Source organism: Pseudomonas sp. NY15356, assembly GCF_048068175.1.
GTDB classification, from domain to species: domain Bacteria; phylum Pseudomonadota; class Gammaproteobacteria; order Pseudomonadales; family Pseudomonadaceae; genus Aquipseudomonas; species Aquipseudomonas putida_K.
In genome coordinates this window covers 1-20503 of the sequence record NZ_JBLUPW010000049.1, presented here as the reverse complement: position 1 = coordinate 20503, position 20503 = coordinate 1, and the positions used below count along the sequence as shown (strand labels likewise).

Below are 20503 nucleotides of genomic sequence, written 5' to 3'. Positions count from 1 at the left end.
CGGCAACGAAGGCGACAAGTTCGAAGTCACCATCGTCAGCAAAGGCGATGTCACCGAAGACCAGCAGCCGTCCTTCACCATCCGGATCAGCGAAAAACTCGATCACGATGTAACGGTCACGCTGAGCAACAATCAGCAGGTCGTCATTCAAGCGGGTAAAACCGAGGTCGATTACTCGCTGCCGGCCCAGGGCGATGATGTATTCAAAGACGCAGGTGAAGTTTCGCTGGGCGTCACCGATGCGACCGTCGCCGGCAAGCAATTCGAGAATCTGCAGCTGGGCAACGACGCCACCGTCAACATCACCGACACGATCAGCGAAGTGAAAGCCACGCTGTCTGTGGATAAATCCACTGTCGCCGAGGGCGGCCAGGTGACCTATACCGTCACCCTGAGCAACGGCCAGAACTTGCCGGTCAACGCCCATGGTGGCCTGGTCTTCACCCTGACCGATGGCACCAAGGTCACCATCCCGGCCGGTAGCGCCAGCGGGTCCCTGACCATCACCACCAAGGACGACCCCTACGTCGGCGGGCAACCGAGCCTGGTGAACAAACTCGTATCGGTCGAGGGCGGCGCCAACTTCGAGAAGTTGAGCCTCGACGGCACCACGCTGACCACTACCGTGACCGATGAGCCAAGCGGCCAGGGTGACCTGACCACCATTGGCATCAGCGGTGACAGGTCGGTCACCGAAGGCGACATTGCCCACTACAACCTGACCTTGAGCAACCCCACCAAGAGCGAAGTCACGGTTACCCTGTCCTACAGCGGTACCGCCACCGATGGCGAGGACTTCCAGGGTATCGTCACGGTGAAGGTCCCGGCCAACAGCACGGGGACCAGCTTCGACATCCGGACCATCGATGACCGCTTCGCCGAAGGTGCCGAGCACTTCGTGGTGAAGATCGACAAGGTCAGCGGCGGCGGTTTCGAAAACCTGCAAGTCGATGCGAACAATGCCAGCGTCACCACCACCATCATCGACAACGACCATGTGCCGGTGTCCACTGGCGGCGCCGTCACCGGTGTGGAAGACCTCGGCTATACCTTCGGTTGGAGCGACTTCAATGTCTCAGATGCCGATGGCAATACCGAGCTGGGTGTGACCATCAGCCAGCTGCCGGGCCAGGGAAGCCTGAAGTTCTTCGATGGCAGCAACTGGGTCGACGTCAAGGTCAACCAGACCATCAGCCAGCAGGACATCGATGCCGGTCACCTCAAGTTCGTGCCGAAGGCCAACGAGTCGGGTGTCGATGGCTACGGTGGCACGGGTGTCGGCAACCAGCAGGCCGACTACGCGCACATCAAGTACAAACCGAACGATGGCACCAATATCGGTGGCGAAGTCACCCTGAAGGTGGACATCACCCCCGTAGCCGACAAACCGACCCTGGAGATCGGCAGCAACACCGTCGACTCCGTCGGCCTGACCAAGGAAACCTGGAACAGCCTAAAAGGCCTGGGTACTGGCGGCAATGGCATCACCGGCAAGGCGTTGCAGGATGTGTTCGCCAACTCCGGCCAGGCCAGCAAGTCAGAAACGACCAGCAATGTGCAGTCCGTGAGCGACGTGACGCCTGGCACCGGCACCAAGGTTTCCGGCCTGATCTACCTGGAGGCCGGCCAGACCTATACCTTCAGCGGCACAGCCGATGACAGCATGGTCATCAATATCGGCGGCACCAATGTGGTAGAGGCTACCTGGGGTGCGGGTGGCAAGGTCTCGGGCAGTTTCACACCGCCCAAGAGCGGCTACTACACACTGGAAATGCTTCATGCCAACCAGGCAGGTCCCGGTAGTTACGACGTCAACATCCGAGTCGGCACCGGGCCGGTGACAGACCTCAACAGCGGCGCCGTCCCGATGTTCCCGAACGTGGATGCTCTGGTGAATGCAGGCGTCAGCGTCTCCGAGCTGCATGGCGATGGTGGCAGGGGTTACTACGATGGCTTCAAGCTCAACGAAAGCGCCGAGAACGGCACGGTCAAGCTGGTAGGTATTTCCACCCAACTGATCGATACCGATGGCTCCGAGTCGCTGAACGTCAAGCTGGGCGGCATCCCGCAAGGCTCTGTGCTCAGCGACGGCGCCGGCCACACCGTGACCGTGGGCAAGACCGAGGTCGACGTGACGGGCTGGAACCTCAACGGCCTGACCATCAAGCCACCTGCGTATTACCAGGGCCAGTTCGATGTGAAGGTCACCTCGACGTCCACCGAAAACGTCGGCGGCAGCAAGGCCGTCAGCGAAGGCTCGATCAAGGTCACGGTGTATCCGGATACCTACAACACCAGCAACCTCACGGTGGAAAACGACAGCGTTACCGGCACCACCGGGAATGATATCGTGGTTGCCGACGTCAATGGCCTGCATGTGGTACCGGGCCAGGACTACAACCTGGCGTTCATCGTCGATACCTCCGGCAGCATGGGCTCATCTGGCGTGACCGCAGCACGCAATTCGCTGAAGTCGGTTTTCGAGACGCTGGCCAACAGCGTCAAGGGTGCGCAGTCCGGAACCGTGAACATTCTGCTGGTGGACTTTTCCAACCAGGTCAATACCACCGTGTCGATCAACCTGGCCGACAAGAACGCCCTGGCCACCCTCAACACCGCATTGAACAAACTGACCGCAGGCGGCAACACGAACTACGAAGATGCGTTCAAGACCACCGCAAACTGGTTCCACGAGTTGATGGCAGCAGGCAGCACCGGCAGTCGTCAGACATTCTTCATCACCGATGGCAAGCCCAACTACTACCAAAGTGGTGAGCGCACCAATCCAACCTTCGGTTACTCAGGCTACAAATTGGATGAGGTACTGGACGGCTACAAGATTGGCACCGTCGTGGACCGGGAAATGCTTGGCAACAATACCCGTTACAGCATCGACAAGAACGGGTACCTGACCGTTGAATACAAAAGCGATGGCTGGTGGTGGACCGATTCCAATGCCACAGGACAATTGCATGCCCAAGGCGACGGAACCTACGAGCTTTCTGAAGTCACCGCGGGCCGCTGGCAATCAACCGTAGATCAGAATTCCCAGCAAGGCTTCGAGAAGCTGTCAGAGGTATCCACTGTCGAAGCCATTGGCCTGAACAAAGGCGTCAATGCCAACGACCTGAAGCCCTACGACAGCGACGGCAAACCGCAGACCAACATCGACCCGAGCAAGCTGGCCGAAGCCATCCTGGGCCACACCGAAGCGGCCGCGCCAGGCAATGACACTGTCAACGGCGGCGAGGGTCACGACATCATCTTCGGCGACCTGATCAGCTTCGATGCAATCCCGGGTAACGGCGTCGAGGCCATGCAGGCCTATGTAGCCGGCAAGCTAGGGACCACTGCCGACCAGGTCGACGGCCGTGTGCTGCACAAATACATCACCGAGCATGTCAGCGAATTCGACATATCGGGCAGCAACGATGGCAGCGACACCTTGCTCGGCGGCGACGGCAACGACATCCTCTTCGGCCAGGGTGGCAGCGACTTCCTGAACGGTGGCAAAGGCAATGACATCCTGCTGGGAGGTACCGGCAATGACACGCTGATCGGCGGGCAAGGCAACGATGTACTGGTCGGCGGCGGCGGTGCCGATATCTTCATGTGGAAGGCCGGCGACACCGGCCACGATGTCATCAAGGACTTCAACAGGGACCAGGGCGATCGCCTCGACCTGCGCGACCTGTTACAGGGCGAGAAGGCCAGCACCATCGATGACTACTTGAAGATCACCACAGTCGGCGGCGATTCGACCCTGCAGATCAGCAGCCAGGGCAAGCTCAACGAGGCTGGCGGCCTGGCCAACGCCGACGTGACCATCAAGCTCGAGGGCGTCAACTGGTCGAACACCACGATCAACTCGTTGATCAGCGGTGGCGATCCGACCATCAAGATCGACAATTCCAACAGCTGAGCCCACCCGATGCGGCGGCCCTCGTGGCCGCCAGCGAGGCCTGGGCTTCCCGGCCAATGCCTGACGGCGCATACTCGTGCGCCGAAGGCACACCGGGTTAACTTTGCCTATGCTGCTGCCTACCAAGATGGAATCAATGTGACGAGGGTCGACGCCATGTTCTACGTGCAACGCGACGCCGCGGGCCAGCTGCAGCGAGTAGAAGCCGCGCCCTACGCCGAGTACACCGAAATACTCCCGGCCGACCATGCCGAAATCCAGGAATGGTTCGCCGACGATGTGGTGGAAAACAGCCTGCGTCAGCTCAAGCAGAGCGACCTGGACATGATCCGCGTATTGGAAGACTTGATCGAAGTGTTGACCACCAAGGGCGTTATCAGCATCACCGACCTGCCCGCTGGCGCCCAGGCCAAGCTGCTCAATCGCTCTTCGGCGCGCAAGGCATTGGGCAGCTTGAACAACCTGATCGAGGAAGACGAGGAAGGTGGATTGATCTGAATCCAGCACGTTGGGCTGACCGACAGGAGCGGGCTTGTCCCGCGAGTGGCCGGCCCTGCCATCACCGCCGCATGGCAAGGGAATCGCGGGGCAAGCCCGCTCCTACAGAGACTGAACGGTACACGGCCCTATAGGGGCCGGTTTACCTGCGAACACCGGCCAAGCCGGTGTCATCTATCACGTAGCATTTTTCAACGCCAGGGCGCCGGCTCGCCAATCAGTTGCCCCTGGACCCCTTGCACCCCCATCTCGCGCAACACCTGCAATTCGCCTTCTGTTTCGACACGCTCGGCAATCAGCGGCAGGTCGATGCTGTGCGCCGCCCGCTGCACAGCTTCGATGAACAAACGCTTGTGCTGTTCCTGGTCGATGTTACGGATGTAGCTGCCATCGATCTTCAGGTAGGCCAGGCCCAAATGGGCCAGGTTGCCAATCATGCTGAAGCGACCGCCAAAGCGTTGCAATGCCAGGCCGAACCCCAGGGCATGCAGACGGCGCGTCAGTTGTTCGAGCACCTGCTGCTCAGGCAATTGCTCCTCGCCGATCTCCAGCGTAAGGCGCGAGCCAAGCCCGGCATGCTGGCTCAGCAATGCGTGGATGCGCTGCAGCGCATCGGCATCGGCCAAGGTCGCTGCAGACAGGTTCACCGCCAAGGCATCGCCATGGGTTTTCAGGTGCGCCAGCACTTTTTCCAGCACCAGCACATCCAGCCGTGGCATCCAGCCGAAGCGCTCCAGCCAGGGCAGGAAGCGCCCTGCCGCCACTGCCTCGGCCGGAGCATCGTGCAAGCGAGAAATGACCTTGTAGTGCAGCACCCGCTCCGGCCTAAGGCTGTCGACAACCGGCTGGAAGAACAATTCGAACTGTCCCTTGGCCAGCGCCCGGTCCAACCGTTCATGCCAGGCATGATGGCTATCGGCAGCCTGCGCCGCGACCCCTTGCTCCAGGCATACCCAGCCAGGCTCAGGCTGGCTCTCGGCACGGGCCAGGGCTTCGTCGGCCAGCTTCAACAGTGCATGGGGCGCGTCCCCTGGGCTATAAGGCGCAAGGCCTATGCAGGCCACCGGGTCGACATCGCTGGCGCCAGTCTGGTGCAGGCTTTGCAGGGTGGCCTCCAGAGCCTGGGCCAGCTGTATGGCCTCCTCATGGACCATGCCCGGCGCCAGCACAGCGAACTCGCCCCCACGGCTGCGGGTGATCAGGTTATTGGTTTCGGGGTAGTTGGCGCAGGTTCGCCGTAACTGCTCACCCACCGCTTGCAGCAACTGATCGGTACGCTGGCCGCCCAGGCGAGCATTCAGGCCAGCCAGGTCCTGCACCCGCAATAGCAGCAGGTAGCCTGCACGCGCGTCCTCCAGGTTGCTGACACGGGCGTTGAGCTGCATCTCGAAATAACGACGGTTGGCCAGACCCGTCAGGCTGTCCTGGTACGACTCTGCGCGCAGCCTCTCGCTACGCTCGGCCTGTTCGTTGAACAACGCCTTGAGCTTCTCGACCATCTGGTTCATGGCCTGCACCACCCGGCGCAGTTCTGGCGTGCGTGGCAGCTCCGGCAGGCTGAGGAACTCGCGCCGGGCAATAGCGTGGGACTGGGCAACCATATAGTCCAGCGGACGCAACTGGCGCCGCAGCAGCAAAGCGCCCAGTACAGCGCTCGCCGCACCACACAGCAGCAGCCAGCCGAGACTGCCCAGAGCGCTCTGCCAAAGCTTGGCCAAGGCGAACATCGGGTGACTGACCACTTCGACCCGTGCCGCCTGCTGCCACCCACGGCTGACAATAGCATCGCCACCGGCCGGCTCCAGGCCGATCAGGCGAATGAACCAGGCGGGTACGCCATTGCTGTCTGGTTCGGCATGACGCTCTACCAATACGGCATTGGAGCCCAAGTCGACGACCTTGATGCTCGAGTAGTAACCGCTGTCGAAGATCGAGCTGACCATCAGCTCGACCATTGCCGGGTCGTCGATATTGGGGGTCAGCGACAGGGCCAGTGCAGTGGCCGCGTCCTGGGCATGGGAGCGCAACTGGTTGACATACTGGCTGCGCGAGCTTTCGAGGCTGACCATGAAGCTGCCGCTGAAGGCGACCACCAGGAACAGGCAAATGGCAAGCAGCAATTGTTTGAACAGTGACATCTGTGCTCCTTCAGTAGACCGGTTCGGCAGGGAACCCTTCGGCCTGCATTTTCTTCAGCAAATCCTGCCAACGGGACAGGCGCTTGGTATCGCCGACCTTCTTGTTGCCTGCGGCCCCAGTTACCCACAAGCCTTCACCATTGAAGGCATACACCGGCAACAGGTCGCTACGCTGGCTGGCCGGCTTGATGGCATCCATCAGGCTGTCGAGCACCAACGGCTGGGCCTGTGGGCTTGAATAATAGGTCAGGACCATGTGCGCCCTGTTCTGACGCAGGGCCTTGACGTAGGTAATGCGCAGTTTTTCGCTGGGTATGCCCATGCGCCTGAGGCTGAAGTACTTGGCGATCGCGTAGTCTTCGCAATCACCGGCGCCTTTGATCAGCGACTGGATCGGCGTCGCCCAGTAGTCGACGTCGTGCCACAGGTCGATATCCTCGACATAGCGCAGCTGTTGGTTGAAGAAGCGGTTGACCGCTTGCAGGCGATCCAGCTCGCTGCCCTGCTTCTGGGTGGCCAACAGGTTCTGCCAGGCATCGATACGACCTTGCCCCGCCCCCAACTGGCCATAGAGCGATTGCGCACGGCGGCTGATCTGGGAAAAATCCCAGTCCGCCTGCAAAACCCCCGACAGCAGGCAGCCGAACAGCGCGGCAAGGCCAATGCGCCGCAAAGCTACTATCAGCATAGGGGGTGTTGCCACTGTGCAGACCCGTTCAGCCCCTGGAAAAGCCGTGATGGTGCTGCCTGTGGAAGGAAAAGACAATGGCACATTACAATCACGGTATGTTATCCAGAACCAGATTTCTTCCGTATTCCAGAGAGAAAAGTACTGCTTTCCTCACCCTGGGAGTTCCTTCACGATAGCCTCTTTCCTGCCTCGGCCTAACCCCCTTGGCCAGTGCACGCATCGTCGCGACAGTTTGACAATTGCCCCCTCAACTCACTAGTGTAATTGGATCCAATTTCCAATAGGCATCGAGGCATACATCGCGTGGCCGAAAAAACTCGACTTCTGAAAACCGTTCTAGGTAGTGTGCAGGTACCACCGCACCAGGCCCGTAGCGTCATCGAAGAGCGCCTGCGCAGCGCGATCGTCGATGGTCGCCTGCCGCCTGGCACGGCCTTGCGCCAGCAGGAAATCGCCACGTTGTTCGGCGTAAGCCGCATGCCGGTGCGTGAGGCCCTGCGCCAGTTGGAGGCGCAATCGCTGCTGCAGGTCGTCATGCACAAGGGAGCCGTGGTCGCCCCTCTGATCGGTGAGGATGCCGTCGACACCTATGCGCTGCGTGTACTGCTCGAGTCCGAAGCGCTACGCCAGTCGATCCCACTGCTCGATGCCGATGATATCGCCCAGGCGCGCGGCTATATCCAGCAGTTGGAGAACGAGACTCGTCATGCCGAGATCGGGCGCCTCAACCGCCTGTTGCACATGACCCTCTATAGCAAGGCGCCCAACCAGAAGCTGCTGCGCATGATCGAAATCGAGCTCAACGAAGAGGAACGCTTTTTGCGCTTCCACCTCTCCTCGATGGGCCTGGGCAAGCTTACCCAAGACGATCATATCGCCTTGGTGGACGCCGCCAGCGACAAATCGGTAGATGTAGCCATCAGGGTGCTGGAAGAGCACCTGAACAATGCCTCTCGCACCATCCGAAAGTACCTGAACAGCCAGTCGGCCCACTGAGGTCGACTGCGCAGCTTCAGAACCTCCCTACCCCTCGTGACAATACGCTTGCCCGCTACCCCAATGCGCGCGCGCGAACGCTGATACCCCTCAAAGCCTTCCTCCATCCCGCCGCACATCGATAGGTTTCCTGGCCCCTCCAAGCCTCGCCGCCCTGTCATCCTTCCTGTCTTTTCGCAATCCTCGCCCACCGGCATGGCAGTGCCCAGCATTTCGGCCCACTCTACACCTCGCAACGATGCTGATCGCCATCGGGCAGGCTGGATCGTTGCCTTCCAATCGTTCATCAGGAGGGGCCAGCGACCGGGGCAGAGTAGACAACAGCCCCCCAAATTTCCAATTCCGAACGCCTTATTTACCAAGTGCTTGGGTGACCCATTCACCTATAACTTCAGAATTTTCTGATACTTATTATCGGAAGGAGCACTTTTTTGCCAAATAAAACTTCGCAAAAAGTTTTATCGGACTCGCTCACCCATAATAAATTGAAAGTTCAAAAAATATAAAAAAATAATTGCAGGCAACTTTGCAATTGTTCTAACTTTTATCCCGTCAGCAGGCCACCACCGCGCCAGCGACCATCGCAACGCATGCCAATGCCTGCGGATTTCAACGCCTATTCATCATCGAATTCTGCCTCGAGGCCTTCGCACGCCCTTAATAAATATGACGCATTAAAAGCCAACAAAACAACCTCATTGGAAAACATTACCGAAGGAATTCACCATGCACGCACTGCACGACACGCTGTCGCTCAAAAAACAGCAACTTTCCAAACACCCCGTCTTTTCCGAAATTACGTCTTTGACGGTATTGCGACGTTTCATGGAAACCCATGTATTTGCAGTATGGGACTTCATGTCATTGACCAAACGCCTGCAACTTGAGCTCACCTGCGTCAGCCTGCCCTGGTTGCCACCGGTGGACCCGGCAGCAGCCCGCCTTATCAACGAGATCGTCCTGGGCGAGGAATCCGATGATCGTGTCGATCATGGCTACTACAGCCATTTCGAACTGTATCTGGATGCCATGCGGGAAGTAGGCGCGAACACTACAGCCATCGAGCAATTCGTTGCACTTCAGCAGCAAGGCATTCACTACCTAGACGCCCTGCAGCGCTGTGGTGCCCCGGATGCCGCCCAGCGTTTCGTTCGCCAGACCCTGAGCGTTGCACTCGACGCCCCTCGTCATCATGTGGCTGCTGCATTCCTGCATGGTCGCGAAAGCGTCATCCCGGCGATGTTCCAGCAGATTCTCGATCAATGGGATATCGGTAGCGAACAGGCCCCGACCTTCCGCTACTACCTGCAACGCCATATTGAAGTCGACTCGCAAGACCATGGCCCCGCGGCGGAACGGCTGCTGGCCCGGCTGGTCGAGGGCGACCCGCTGCGTCTGGCAGAGGTGTACCAGGCCGCCATTACTGCCGTGGACAATCGGATGGCTCTGTGGGACCGGGTGCGAACCCAGCTTCACGCCGCACTCGGCGAGGTGGCCCAATGAGCGCACCCAAGTACAGTTCGTTCGCCGATGTGTGGGAAGCACGCGCAACCATCCGCACCCGGCCACGCCGGCTGTTGGAGAACGACCAGCGCCTGATCTATCCACTCTGCCGTCAACCGCTGGTGCTCAGCGCCACCTTCCAGCGCGAATGCCCGCAACTACGCGATTTCGTGTTGGTACAGAGCCTTTACAAGTTCATCAACGACGTCGTGATCTTCGAGACCGAAATCGTCGATAGCACCGCACGGCGCATCGCCAAGGAACGCTTCGCCATACCGTTCCCCTATGCCTGCCGCTACGACGCCATGACCGTTGTCGTGGACGAGGACTACCACGCGCTGGTGGCCATGGACTTCCTCCAGCAGACCATCGCCATGACCGGCATCGAGCCAATTGCCCTGCCTCGACAGATCGAACTCAGCCGGGCCATCCCCGCAGCGCTGGCCGAAGTCCCTGAGCGGTTGCGTGACGCCATGGAGCTCATCTGTGTGGGAATAGCCGAAAACACCTTGACCGACGATGTCGCCGCCTTTTCCCGCGACGATACGGTCAAGCCTTCGATCAAGGGCCTGATGGCCGACCACCTGCTCGATGAAGGGCGCCATTCCAGCTTCTGGACACGCCTGACGCGGATCTACTGGCACACCGCTCCCCAACCCGATCGTGAAGCCATCGCGAACGTCTTGCCTGTGTTCCTTGGCCAATACCTGACCAACGATCTGCAACAAGCATTCGATTTCCAGCTGATCGAGGCCTTGCCGGTGGCACAGGACATTCGCCAGGCCTTGCGCGAAGAAGTCCGCAGCCTGGCCTACCCGATCAATCACCAGCATCCGCTGCTGGGCAACATCCTGCGCTTCCTGCGCAGCAGCTCGATGCTCGAGTCGCCCTGCGTTCAGGACGCGCTACGTAACTATCTGCCTTGAGGAAGCCGTCATGAGACGCCTCGACATACTCCTGGTGGGCAGCAGCCCCGCCATACGACAACTGACCAGCCTGCTCGAGGAGCACGCCCATCGAACGACGGTGGTGCAAACGCCGGACGATTGGCGTTCCGCCTCGGCCAAGTCCTCGCACCTGGTAGTGGACGATGGCAGCCTTTCACTGCGCGAACTCGATTGGCGCGGGGTAGGAGCCACGCCGTTGCTCAGGCTTCGCGTGGGCGCGAGCTATGCAGGCGTCCTGCCTGCCATCGAGCTCCTGTGCTGGTACGCCGATGGCGATACCCAACGGCTGATCGAGCGCGTAGCACTGCAAACCCCAGCCTCCGGCAACGGTCAGCAGCTACGGCAGGAGACCTTGCTGGCCTTGGAGGACCTGCTGGCCTCGGTGGTGACGCGCTTCGCCCGTGACCCGCAATACTTGGAACACGCCCCGCAGCTCGGCTCGGCCTTGCAAGAGCGTGAACACGGACTGGGCTGGCTGGAGTCATTGACACACCGCCACCCCTTCAACCGAACCCTACGGGCAGACCTGCTGGAGAAAGCGGAAGCCTGCCTGATGGACCGGCTCGAGCTGAGCCTGCACTGCTTCGCCGCCCAACCGGCTCTCAATGAGAACGGTACGCGTACTTGCTATCGGCAACTGCACGCCCAGGCCGTCGGTATCCAGCGCGCACTGCTGCCCCTGCTGCCCAGCGCCGACGGACGACCGATGGTGATTGCGGTCTGTATGGCCAAGTCACCTGCACTGTATGCCAGCCTGCTGGCAGTGCTCGGCTGCGCCGCGGTGTACCTGCCGCTGGATCCGGCCACTCCGTCCGAACGTCGCCAACGCATCCTGGACGATGCCGGCGCCTGCGCCCTCCTGCATGATGGGCAGGTTCATGGCGGCGTGCCAGGGTTGGATGTGCGCACACTGGCAGAAGTGACGGAGCGACCACTGCCTTCGCTGCAGGTGCGCCAGCTCGCCCTGGATGCCCCTTGCGTTGCGATCTACACCTCAGGCACCACGGGGCAGCCCAAGGGCGTGCTGCTCAGCCAGCGCAACCTCACCCATTTCACGAGCTGGTATGCCGACCACGTATCGCTCGATGCCAACAGCCGGGTCCTGCAGTTTTCCACCATCGGCTTCGATGCATCGCTGCTCGACATTCTGCCGACCTTCACCCATGGCGCCGAACTGGTGGTACCCAGTGAAGAACAGCGCCGTGATCCGGTACAACTGGTACGGCTTATCCACAGCCAGGAAGTCAGCCATGCCTTCCTGCCTCCCGCGCTGCTGAGCATCCTGCCCGCTGATGAGCACCTTGGCCTGCACCACCTGGTCACCGGTGGAGATGTGTGCGAGCCGCAGGTCATTGCCCGCCTCGCCGGGCAGTGCCGGATGCACAATATCTATGGCCCGACCGAAACCACAGTGCTGGCCACCACCCGCACGTTCATCGCCGGCGACAGCAACCGTAACCTTGGCACACCGATCGCCAACACCCAGGTCCTGATCCTCGATGACGATCTGCGCCCGGTGTGTGAGCGTACCCCGGGCGAGCTGTACATCAGCGGGCCGGGTGTGGGGCTTGGGTACCTGAACAACCCTGCGCTGACCGCAGAACGCTTCGTCGAACTGCGCTTGCCGGATGGGCGCAACCTGCAGACCTACCGTACCGGCGATATCGCCCAGTGGACAGCGCAAGGCATCGAGCTCTGCGGTCGACGCGACAACCAGGTGAAGATCCGCGGTTTCCGGGTCGAACCGGAAGAAATCGAGCACTGCCTGCGCGCCAGCAACCTGTTCGCCCAGGTCGCCGTGGTGATCGACGACCAGCGCCGCATCCTGGCCTTCGTCGCTCAGCCAGCCCACACCGGGGCCGAAGCCGCTCTGCGTGCCCATGCCGAACAGCAATTGCCCGACTACATGCGGCCAGCGTTCTACCAAGTCCTGCAGCACATGCCCTATACCGCCAACGGCAAGGTCGATCGCAAGGCCCTGCATGCACGGCCCTTGGCGCTGCCGGTGCACGAGCGATCGGCACCTGGTACACCGACCGAGCAGCGTTTGTGCACTATTTGGAGCGAGCTGCTGGAGCTGCCTGAAACGCAGATATCCACCCACGACAGCTTCTTCAACCTGGGTGGCCACTCGATCCTGCTGTCACGTCTGCTGCTGGAGGTGCGTCAGCAGTTCGGCCACGGTGTACCGATCAACCGCTTCATCGAACGACCAACGCTGCAACGCTTGGCCGAACTGATCGACCGCCCCGAGGCTCCACAGGAGCGACCGCTCGAGCGCCTGGAACAGGACGCCAATCGAGAACTGGGCCTGCAGGTACTGCCGATGGACTGTCTGGGCGATGTGCACAAAGTCATTGTCACCGGTGCCAACAGCTTCCTCGGTGTACATCTGGTCGAAGCCCTGCTCGCCTGGGGCGCCACCGAAGTGGCTTGCCTGGTGCGCAGCAGCGATGGCCTGTCGGCCAGCGAACGCTTCGCCCAGGCCATCGAGGAGAACGGCCTCTCTCTGGATACAAGCCGCCTGCGGGTGTTCGACGCCGATTTGCGCCAGCCGCGCCTGGGCCTGTGCGAAAGCGACTACGACTACCTGGACAGCCACTATGGCGCGCTGTTGCACAATGCCGCGCAGGTCAACCATGTGTTGGATTACCAGGCCCTGGCTGCAGACAACATCGAGCCTTTGTTCGAATGCCTGCGCCTGTGCGAAGGACGGCGCAAGAAGATCTTCAACTTCGTCTCGACCCTTTCTGCCTGCAGTGCGGTGGATGCTGATGGACGCGTGCTCGAACAAGCACCGGCGGCCACTGCGCCGATCTACATCCGCAACGGCTACAACCTGAGCAAATGGGTCGGTGAGCGCATTCTCCAGCGCGCCCGCGGCCAGGGCGTGTGGGTCAACCTGTTCCGCCCAGGGAACATCACCTTCGACAGCCGCAACGGCATCTGCCAACCCCAGCGCAACCGCCTGATGCTCATGCTCAAGGGCTCGCTGCAACTGGGCCTGGTGCCGGACCTGGCGATCGACTTCGACCTCATGCCAGTGGATTTCCTGGCCCGCTTCATCGGCTTCCATGCCAGCCGCCACCAGGCCAATGCGTGGGTGTTCAACCTGCACAACCCCGAGCCATTGCGCTGGCGTGACTACGTGGCGGCTTTCCAGGAGCAGGGGCACAGGTTCGACCTGGTCTCGGTAGAGCAGTGGCAACGTCAACTGCACCGGGTCGACCGCGACAACGCCCTGTTCGATGTCCTGGGCTTCTACCTCGAAGGGTTCGGCGAAGACATCGGCGATATCAGCGCCATCGAACATACCAACGCCCGTGCCGGCGTGCAGCGCATGGGGGCCTGCTACCCGGCCAAAAGCCCGGCGCTGCTGCGCCTGGGCTACCGCCACCTGAGCGATATCGGTTTCATCTGATCACTTTTATCCACAACAGGAGCAATGCACATGCAAACCCTCAAACCCGATACCCTGATCCGTAACCCCGAAGGCTGCCAGGTTGTGGCCCATGTGGACATCGCAGCCCCCGCCACCAGCGTGTGGAGCATCGTGGGCAATTTCGCAGGGTTCCCGGTATTCATTCCCGCGCTCTCGCACATCGAGATGACCGGTAACGGCCTGCGCTCCATCCGCAAGAAACTGTTCAAGGACGGCAATGTGGTCATCGAGCAGTTGAACGCTCGGGACGAGCAGGCCATGTATATGACCTGGAGCCTGATCTACACCAGCTTGAATATCGGCAACCTGTGGGCGTCGATGCAGGTCGAAGCCCTCGACGATACCCACAGCCGGGCCACCTGGACCATCCAGGCCGAGCCATGGGAAGGTGGAGCCGAGGCGCTGCCGGGGTTCCAGGCGTTCCTTCAGGGCTTCGCCGACGAGGCCATGCACAATGTGAAGAACCTGCTGAGCTAAGCGTGCCTCCGCCGGCCGTGGGCCGGCGGAGCCCTTTTGTGATGGATGGCGCGACGATAGCACCCGCGGGCTGTTGCAAAAAAACGCCATCCCGCCAACAATGAGACTAATTATCATTCATACTCATCATCGCAGTGCGCTTCCATGCCTTCCAGAGACTCTGTGCACACGCTCTACGACCACCACCATGGTTGGCTGTATACCTGGCTGCGCAGCAAGCTCGGCAATGCTGCCGACGCGGCGGACCTGGCCCAGGACACCTTCGTTCGGCTACTGCAACGCGAGCAGCTGGAGCTCAATGCGCCCCGTGCCTTCCTACGGACCGTTGCACGGGGCCTGGTGATCGACCATTGGCGTCGCGAGGAGTTGGAGCGCGCCTACCTCGAAGCGCTCGCCCATGCGCCGCAGGCCGAGGTACCCTGTGCCGAAACCCGCGAACTCATGCTGGAATTGCTCGAGCGCATCGCACACATGCTCGAAGGTCTCAAGCCCAAGGTGCGTCGCGCCTTCCTCCTGGCTCAATGCGATGGGCTGAGCCACAAAGCCATTGCCGAACAGATGGGTATCTCCCTGCGCTCCGTCGAACGCTACGTAGCGGATGCGCTCTATCATTGCTATCTGCTGCGCTATGAAGACGAGCCCTGAAACGATGGGCATCAACAGCCCCTCGCCCAAGGTGGTCAAGCAGGCGATCCACTGGATGCTGCGCCTGCGTGAAAGCGGCCAGAACCCCAGCCTGCTGATGCAGTGCGAGCAATGGCGCAAAGCGCATCATGATCACGAGCTAGCCTGGCAGCGGGTCACCAGCCTGCATCAGGAACTCAACCTTCGCACCATCCCTGGCGCCAGCGTCGCCCTGCAAACCCTGGAGACCAGCCAACGCCGCCTGCACCGACGCCAGGCCCTGACGCTGTTGAGCGGTGTCGCCCTGGCAGGCTCGGCTGCCTGGCTGGCCAAGGACCTGCAACTGCTGAGCAACTGGACATCGGACTTCGCGACCAGTACCGGCGAACGCCGCACATTCACGCTACCAGATGGCTCGCAGTTGCAGCTCAACACCCGCAGCACCGCTGACCTGGCCTTCGATGAGCACAAGCGGCTCGTGCGCCTCAGGCAGGGCGAGCTGATGCTCACCTGCAACACCCAGCAGGCCCATGGACGCCCGCTGTTGGTGGAAAGCCACGATGCACTGCTCGAAGGCTTCGACGGCCGTTTCGTGGTGCGCCAGGACGCTGATTGCACCCGTGTCAGCGTCAGTACAGGCAAGGTGGCCGTGCATCACGCGGCGGGCGGTCCGTTGTCGTGGCTCACCAGCGGGCAGACTTGGCGTCTCGACCATCAGGGCGTCCGGCTGATCGAACACCCCACGATGGACGCCAGCGCCTGGGCCGAAGGGCTGATCGTCACCCGTAATATGCGCCTGGCCGACTTTCTCGCAGAAGTCGCCCGGTATCGTCATGGTTATCTCGGCTGCAGCGATGACGTTGCCGACCTACGCCTTTCCGGTGTGTTCCGCCTGGAAGACACCGACAAGCTCCTTGTGCTGTTGCCACAGACGCTGCCAATTACACTTCGCCTGCGCACACGCTGGTGGGTCCGGGTAGAACGGCTGGCTTGATTTCTTATATTTCTCTAACACTTTCTGGCGGGTTTTTCCTTCAGGTCCGGCTAGGACTGTAAGCAACGCCTTCAGCCCTAGTCGATTTTCACGGACCCTACCCATGCCAGACGCCCAGCGCTCGCTGAACCCCATCAATACGAATGAGTTTCGACCTGTCTTGGATTCAATATTGCTCGGCAAGGCGATACGCGCCGCCCTGCTCGGCACGACCCTCGGCATGGCCAGCATTGCACCGCTGGCCATGGCTGCCGAGCCGGCAAGCGTCAGCCAGCCCTATGCGATTCCTGCAGGGAGCCTGGATACTGTACTCAACCAATTCGCGCGCCAAGCTGGCATCACCCTTTCCAGCACCCCACAACTGACTGGCGAGCTGCAATCCCCGGGGTTGCAAGGGCACTATTCCGCGGACCAGGCTCTACGCCAACTGCTCAATGGCACCGGCCTGGAAGCGGTCAGCCAGGATGGTCGCAGCTATGTGTTGCGCGCCCAGCCCGAAGATGCGGCGCTTGCCCTGCCAAGCACCGACGTGCGCGCCTTCACCCTCGGCAATGCCCTGGGCAGCATGGAAGGCTATAACGCTACACACAGTCAGGTGGCGACCAAAACCAGCATGCCGATACTGGAAACCACCCAGTCGGTGTCGGTGGTCACTCGCCAACAGATGGACGACCAGGGTTCACAGACCGTCGCCCAGGCCATGCGCTACACACCGGGTGTGCTGACCAATCCCTATGGCGCGACCCACCGCTACGACTATGTCGCCATGCGCGGCTTCAACGATGGCTCCGTGGACAACATTTATGTCGATGGCCTGAAGTCCATGGGCGACAACGGCACCTACAGCACCATGCAGGTAGACCCGTATTTCCTCGAACGTATCGATATCCTCAAGGGTCCCTCCTCCGTACTGTACGGCCGCAGCTCACCCGGTGGCCTGGTCGCGTTGACCACCAAGAAGCCGCTGTTCGATGCGTATCACCAAATCCAGGGCACCGTGGGCACCCAAGGGCAGCGCGGCATGGGGTTCGACTTCAGCGGGCCCCTGGATGACGACAAACGCATCGCCTACCGCCTGACCGGCCTTGCCGATGCCTCCGACACGCAGTTCGACCACAACAAGGAAGAGCGTTATGCCATCGCCCCTGCGGTGAGCATCGATTTCAGCGAAGATACCTCGCTGACCTTGCAGGCTTACCTGCAACACGACCCCAATGGCGGCTACCACGGCGGTAACCCGGCCGATGGCATGCTCCACCCGCGTAATGGGCTGCGTCTTTCCGACCATTTCTTCGAAGGTGAGCCCGGGATCGACAACTACGAACGCACCCAGCAGTCATTCAGCTATCAATTCGAGCATCGCTTCAACGATGTCTTCACGGCGCGTCAGAACTTCCGCTACCAGGATTCGGATGTTTCGATGGATCAGGTCTATTCGGCCGGCTGGGCCGATGCCACCAGTAATATCCTCAACCGGGCCTATACCGGCGGTGACGAGCGCCTGCACTCATTCATCATCGACAACATGCTTCAGGCGGAATTCTTCACCGGGGCTGCCAAGCACACCGTGCTACTCGGCGCCGACTACCAGCGGCGCAAAGCCGATGTCGCCTGGCGCTATGGCACGGTCGACCCGTTGGACGCCAGCAACCCGCAATACGGCAACGGCAACCTGCAGATTCTGGGTGAGAACAATTACCTGCGACGTCTGCAGCAAACCGGTGTGTACCTGCAGGACTTGGTCGAGCTGGATCAGTGGCGCTTTTCCCTTGGCCTGCGCCAGGACTGGGTGAAGGTGTCCGAGGAAAATCGCGATACCGACACCAAGGTCAACGACGACCGTTCCAAGTTTACGACCCGTGCCGGCGTGCTCTACCTGTTCGAGAATGGCATTGCGCCCTATGTGAGCTATTCCGAGTCGTTCAACCCCAACACCGTTTCCGACCAGGACGGCCGCCCGCTGGCGCCTACCGAAGGCACGCAATGGGAGGCCGGTATCAAGTACCAGCCACCGGGTACCGATAACCTGTTCACGGCCTCGGTGTTCCGCATCGAACAGGAAAACCTGGCCTCCAAGCAACCGGACGAAGAGTTCTACCGTGCGGTAGGTGAAGTGCGTTCCCAAGGCCTGGAGCTCGAGGCTCATGTGCAGGTCACTGATAACCTCAAGCTGATCGGTGGCTACACCTACACAGACGTCGAGTACACCAAGGCAATGCCCAGCCTGGTGACGCCAGGCGTGGACAACAAGGGCAATGCACCGACCCAGGCGCCTGAACAGATGTACTCGCTCTGGGCTGATTACAACTTCAACCAGGGCTCCCTGGATGGCCTGCGCCTGGGCGGTGGGGTCCGTTATGTGGGGTACAGCTGGGTCGACGCGGAAAACAGCATGAAGGTGCCCTCCTACGCCCTGTTCGACGCATCGATCGGCTACGACCTGGGCAAGGTTGGCCTCAAGGGCATGGATGTGCGCCTGAATGCCAACAACCTGACCAACGAGTCCTATGTCGCCTCCTGCGCAAGCCTGAACTACTGCTACATGGGCGAAGAACGCAATGTCAGCGCCACGGTCAGCTATCAGTTCTGACCCTCTTTCCGTGCATGAAGCCAGCACCTGAACCAGGGGCTGGCTTTTTCGTTTCTGGCGTTTTATCGGAGTCCCGTTTCCATGCGTCAACTCTATGTCCTGCTGCACCGCTACTTGGGCTTGGTCACTGCAGTGTTTCTTGCACTGGCCGGCCTGACCGGCAGCGTGCTGGCCTTCCATCATGAAATCGATGAGTGGCTCAACCCAGGTTTCTATGAAGCATCGGCTGTAGGCACGCTCCAAGAGCCGGGCGTGCTTGTGGATAAGGTACAAAGCGAACATCCACGTCTGCAGGTCTGGTACATGGAATATCCACAAGAGCCTGGGCACTCCGCGCTCTTGGCCATGGTGCCGCGCAACGATCCGCAGTCTGGCCAGCCCTATGATGAAAAGAACACGGTCTTCTACCTCGACCCGGTCAGCGGCGAAACCCTCGGTCAGCGCTATTGGGGCGAATGCTGCTTCTCTCGCGAGAACTTCATGCCGTTCATTCTGGAACTGCATTACAGCCTGACCTTACCTGGCAATTGGGGCGTCCTGTTGATGGGAGTGGTGGCCATCCTCTGGGTGCTGGACTGCTTCATTGCCGTGTTGCTCACCCTGCCCCGTGGTCGACCGTTCTGGCGTAAGTGGGCCACGGCCTGGAAGATCAAGGGCGGTCATACCTATCGGTTGAACATGGACGTCCATAGGGCGAGTGGCTTGTGGTTGTGGCTGTTGCTATTACCCATTGCGATCAGCAGCGTGGCGATGAACTTGCCTGCACAAGTGTTCAAGCCAGCGGTATCGCTTTTCTCACCGGTTGAACCGAGCGTCTACGAAGCCCGAGGCGCAATGCCGAAAGAGGCGCTGGGGGTGACCCGGCTGACTTATCAACAAGCGTATCAGCTCGCCCAGAAGGAAGGCGCGCGGTTAGGGCTGACCGCGCCGATAGGCGAGCTCTACTACAGTTTCGAGTACAACTTCTATGGCGCAGGTTTTGGCCAGCACGATACCGATGCGCATGGTAAGTCCTGGTTGTTCTTCCATGGGACTGATGGGCACTTGCTAGGCCAAGAGATCGCGGGCCAGGGGACATTGGGAGAACAGTTCTACCGCTTGCAATTGCCCATCCATGGGGGACGCATCATTGGGGTCACCGGGCAGGTGTTGATTGCGATTCTGGGCGTAGTGATAGCGGTGCTTTCGATCACCGGGGTGTATATCTGGTGGCGCAAGCTGCAGGCCAGGCGTAGCAGCAGGCTGCGCAGGGTCGAGATGCGTTGAACCCGGCCGCTCCTACAGGAGGCGTGAGTCTTTCGGAGAGCGGAAAGACAAAACCCCTACCTGCTCGCGCAGATAGGGGTTTTGCGAAATGAATCTTGACGATGACCTACTCTCACATGGGGAAGCCCCACACTACCATCGGCGATGCGTCGTTTCACTGCTGAGTTCGGGATGGGATCAGGTGGTTCCAACGCTCTATGGTCGTCAAGAAATTCTGTGTGCTAGCCCGTCCTCAGGACGTGCCGGCGAATCTCTGGTCTCTCTACTTAAAGACAAAACCCCTACCTGCTCGCGCAGATAGGGCTTTTGCGAAATGAATCTTGACGATGACCTACTCTCACATGGGGAAGCCCCACACTACCATCGGCGATGCATCGTTTCACTGCTGAGTTCGGGATGGGATCAGGTGGTTCCA

The 20503-nt window shown here is 60.5% G+C and carries 13 protein-coding genes and 2 rRNA genes; 11 read left to right on the top strand and 4 right to left on the bottom strand.

What is annotated here, in order from left to right; all coding sequences use genetic code 11:
- Positions 1-3922 (top strand): immunoglobulin-like domain-containing protein (locus tag ACNFCI_RS23505; protein ID WP_416768364.1); only part of this gene is annotated, 3922 nt, incomplete at its 5' end.
- A gap of 156 nt (positions 3923-4078) precedes the next feature.
- Positions 4079-4420: a tryptophan synthase subunit beta gene (locus ACNFCI_RS23500; RefSeq protein WP_084858793.1), complete on the top strand. Its 342-nt coding sequence runs from the start codon at positions 4079-4081 to the stop codon at positions 4418-4420.
- 191 nt (positions 4421-4611) lie between these two features.
- On the opposite strand, the gene lapD is transcribed toward ACNFCI_RS23500, so the two are convergent.
- A complete protein-coding gene (gene lapD, locus ACNFCI_RS23495) occupies positions 4612-6558 on the bottom strand; it encodes a cyclic di-GMP receptor LapD (protein WP_324816355.1) in 1947 nt (648 codons plus the stop codon).
- Between the two features lie 10 nt (positions 6559-6568).
- Positions 6569-7330, bottom strand: a complete 762-nt coding sequence (gene lapG / locus ACNFCI_RS23490; RefSeq protein ID WP_368829084.1) for a cysteine protease LapG — start codon at positions 7328-7330, stop codon at positions 6569-6571.
- Between the two features lie 222 nt (positions 7331-7552).
- On the opposite strand from lapG, the gene ACNFCI_RS23485 reads away from it, so the two are divergent.
- From ACNFCI_RS23485 to ACNFCI_RS23445, 9 genes are all read left to right on the top strand, one after another.
- Complete coding sequence (locus ACNFCI_RS23485; protein ID WP_084858790.1) at positions 7553-8245, top strand: GntR family transcriptional regulator; 693 nt, start codon at positions 7553-7555, stop codon at positions 8243-8245.
- Between the two features lie 726 nt (positions 8246-8971).
- Positions 8972-9748: a DUF3050 domain-containing protein gene (locus tag ACNFCI_RS23480; protein WP_084858789.1), complete on the top strand. Its 777-nt coding sequence runs from the start codon at positions 8972-8974 to the stop codon at positions 9746-9748.
- Positions 9745-10674: a diiron oxygenase gene (locus tag ACNFCI_RS23475; protein WP_368829085.1), complete on the top strand. Its 930-nt coding sequence runs from the start codon at positions 9745-9747 to the stop codon at positions 10672-10674. Before ACNFCI_RS23480 ends, ACNFCI_RS23475 begins: the two co-directional genes overlap by 4 nt.
- A 10-nt stretch (positions 10675-10684) precedes the next feature.
- Positions 10685-14116, top strand: a complete 3432-nt coding sequence (locus tag ACNFCI_RS23470) for an amino acid adenylation domain-containing protein (protein WP_368829086.1) — start codon at positions 10685-10687, stop codon at positions 14114-14116.
- 30 nt (positions 14117-14146) lie between these two features.
- A complete protein-coding gene (locus ACNFCI_RS23465) occupies positions 14147-14614 on the top strand; it encodes an SRPBCC family protein (protein ID WP_084858786.1) in 468 nt (155 codons plus the stop codon).
- A 144-nt stretch (positions 14615-14758) separates the two neighbouring features.
- Complete coding sequence (locus tag ACNFCI_RS23460; protein ID WP_084858785.1) at positions 14759-15259, top strand: sigma-70 family RNA polymerase sigma factor; 501 nt, start codon at positions 14759-14761, stop codon at positions 15257-15259.
- Between the two features lie 4 nt (positions 15260-15263).
- A complete protein-coding gene (locus ACNFCI_RS23455; protein ID WP_324816347.1) occupies positions 15264-16232 on the top strand; it encodes a FecR family protein in 969 nt (322 codons plus the stop codon).
- Between the two features lie 220 nt (positions 16233-16452).
- Positions 16453-18822, top strand: a complete 2370-nt coding sequence (locus ACNFCI_RS23450) for a TonB-dependent siderophore receptor (protein ID WP_368829090.1) — start codon at positions 16453-16455, stop codon at positions 18820-18822.
- Positions 18823-18903: 81 nt separating this feature from the next.
- Positions 18904-20088: a PepSY-associated TM helix domain-containing protein gene (locus tag ACNFCI_RS23445; RefSeq protein WP_368829087.1), complete on the top strand. Its 1185-nt coding sequence runs from the start codon at positions 18904-18906 to the stop codon at positions 20086-20088.
- A 93-nt stretch (positions 20089-20181) separates the two neighbouring features.
- Here ACNFCI_RS23445 and rrf (ACNFCI_RS23440) read toward each other — a convergent pair.
- Positions 20182-20297, bottom strand: a 5S ribosomal RNA gene (gene rrf, locus ACNFCI_RS23440).
- 109 nt (positions 20298-20406) lie between these two features.
- Positions 20407-20503: ribosomal RNA gene (gene rrf, locus ACNFCI_RS23435) — 5S ribosomal RNA — on the bottom strand; the annotation flags it as partial.

What these genes read in the sequence shown, in the direction of transcription:
- lapD (WP_324816355.1), bottom strand. Translation starts at nt 6,558, where the DNA reads ATGTCACTGTTCAAACAATTGCTGCTTGCCATTTGCCTGTTCCTGGTG.
- ACNFCI_RS23480 (WP_084858789.1), top strand. Translation starts at nt 8,972, where the DNA reads ATGCACGCACTGCACGACACGCTGTCGCTCAAAAAACAGCAACTTTCC.
- ACNFCI_RS23445 (WP_368829087.1), top strand. Translation starts at nt 18,904, where the DNA reads ATGCGTCAACTCTATGTCCTGCTGCACCGCTACTTGGGCTTGGTCACT.
- ACNFCI_RS23455 (WP_324816347.1), top strand. Translation starts at nt 15,264, where the DNA reads ATGGGCATCAACAGCCCCTCGCCCAAGGTGGTCAAGCAGGCGATCCAC.
- ACNFCI_RS23450 (WP_368829090.1), top strand. Translation starts at nt 16,453, where the DNA reads ATGGCCAGCATTGCACCGCTGGCCATGGCTGCCGAGCCGGCAAGCGTC.
- ACNFCI_RS23465 (WP_084858786.1), top strand. Translation starts at nt 14,147, where the DNA reads ATGCAAACCCTCAAACCCGATACCCTGATCCGTAACCCCGAAGGCTGC.
- ACNFCI_RS23470 (WP_368829086.1), top strand. Translation starts at nt 10,685, where the DNA reads ATGAGACGCCTCGACATACTCCTGGTGGGCAGCAGCCCCGCCATACGA.
- ACNFCI_RS23460 (WP_084858785.1), top strand. Translation starts at nt 14,759, where the DNA reads ATGCCTTCCAGAGACTCTGTGCACACGCTCTACGACCACCACCATGGT.
- ACNFCI_RS23500 (WP_084858793.1), top strand. Translation starts at nt 4,079, where the DNA reads ATGTTCTACGTGCAACGCGACGCCGCGGGCCAGCTGCAGCGAGTAGAA.
- ACNFCI_RS23475 (WP_368829085.1), top strand. Translation starts at nt 9,745, where the DNA reads ATGAGCGCACCCAAGTACAGTTCGTTCGCCGATGTGTGGGAAGCACGC.